Source organism: Arthrobacter sp. JCM 19049, assembly GCF_001310435.1.
On record NZ_BAXF01000431.1, the window covers coordinates 1 to 1,846 of the forward strand.

Below are 1,846 nucleotides of genomic sequence, written 5' to 3' on the forward strand. Positions count from 1 at the left end.
CCTCCGTGTCCTCCCAGCCGCCGGCCAGTCCCGGGCGTAGGCCGGCGGATGGCCGAGTCGCGGATCTGCCCGACGATCGGTGCGGTCTTGCGCAGCGCCTGCACCCGTCCCTCGACGGTGTTCAGGTTGAACTTCTTCAGCTCGGCGCGGATGGCGAACTCAAAGAGCGGGCGTTTGAGCTCGATCAGTTCCCGCACCGCCTCATCCCCGCGGTTCACCCGCAGGTCACAGGGGTCGGCCCCGGTGGTTCGACGCACACATAGGTTTGGGCGATGAAGCGCTGGTCTTCCTCGAAGGCGCGCAGCGCCGCCTTCTGCCCGGCCTCATCGCCGTCGAACGTGAAGATCACTTCCCCGCCGGTGCCGTCATCCTGCAGCAGCCGGCGGGCAATCTTGATGTGGTCGGTGCCGAAGGCGGTACCGCAGGTGGCCACGGCGGTATCGATCCCGGCCAGATGGCAGGCCATCACGTCCGTGTAGCCCTCCACCACCACGATCTGCCGGTTCTTGGAGATCCGCTTTTTGGCCAGGTCGATGCCGTAGAGCACCTGGGATTTCTTGTACAGCTGGGTTTCGGGGGTGTTCAGGTACTTCGGGCCCTGGTCATCCTCGTAGAGCTTGCGCGCCCCAAAACCAATGGTGGCCCCGGCCAGGTCCCGGATCGGCCAGGTCAGTCGGCCGCGGAACCGGTCGTAGAGGCCGCGGTTCCCCTCGGAGAACATGCCGGTGAGCTTCAGCTCCTCATCCCGGAACCCCTTCGAGCGCAGGTGCTTGAGCAGCCCGTCCCAGCCCTTGGGCGCGTAGCCGACGCTGAACTGGTTCGCCGCCTGCTCGTCAAAGCCGCGCCCGGTGAGGAAGTCACGGGCCGTGGCCGCCTCCTCGGTGCCCAGCTGGGTGCGGAAGAATTCCTCGGCCACCTTGTGTGCGTCCACCAGGCGCTGGCGCTTGCCGTATTCCTCGCGGCGCGGCCCGCTGCCGCCGTCCTCATAATGCAGTTCGTAGCCGATGCGCCCGGCCAGCAGCTCCACGGTCTCGGTGAACGAGGAGTGGTCCATTTTCTGGATGAACGCGATCACGTCCCCGGACTCGCCGCAGCCGAAGCAGTGGAAGGTGCCCAGCTGCGGGCGGATGTGGAAGGAAGGGGTGCGCTCATCGTGGAAGGGGCACAGCCCCTTGAAGGAACCCACGCCCGCGGATTTGAGCGTGACGTAGGAATCGACGACCTCCTTCAGGTCGGTGCGGTTGCGCACCTCGTCGATGTCTTCGCGTTTAATCAGCCCTGCCATGACCCTCACTCTAGAGGCGTTGTACCCGCCTGCTTATTGGCGTCAACGCGTTGTGGATGACGCCGCATTCCCGAGCGCTAGAACAGGCGCTCGTTGAAGCTTTCGCCCTTGACCAGGGTGGCGTGCCATTCCTTGGCCGACGCGTCGGTGAGCGATGCGACCTGGTCGACCACCACCCGCAGCCGCTCGTCGTCATCGGCCGCGTCGCGCCAGTCCGCGGCGAAGATCGGCTCCAGGTACTTCTCCTCGGTCTCCATCAGCAGGTTGACCAGGTCGGTGAGCAGCGCCCGCTGATCGGCGTACAGCGGCTGGCGTTCGGTGTCGGTCATCACGTAGGTGGCCGCGATCCCCTTCATCACCGCGATCTCGTGTTCGGTCTCGGTGGGCACGATCAGTTGGGCGTTATAGCGGGTCAGCGCCCCGTTGCCGTATTCGGCGCGGGTCGCGTCCATCGCGGCCTGGCAGAAGCGGCCAATGAACTGGCTGGTCATGTCCTTCAGCGCGGCCAGCGACCGGCGCGACCCGTCGGCGTGCGGCACCCATTCGGCGGTGTGCTCCAGG

General features: G+C 66.1%; 2 pseudogenes. Both read right to left on the reverse strand.

Annotated elements, in window-relative coordinates:
- A pseudogene (gene dnaG / locus JCM19049_RS13040) lies at positions 1–1,285 on the reverse strand (DNA primase); the annotation flags it as partial.
- 77 nt (positions 1,286–1,362) lie between these two features.
- Positions 1,363–1,846, reverse strand: a pseudogene (locus JCM19049_RS13045) (deoxyguanosinetriphosphate triphosphohydrolase); the annotation flags it as partial.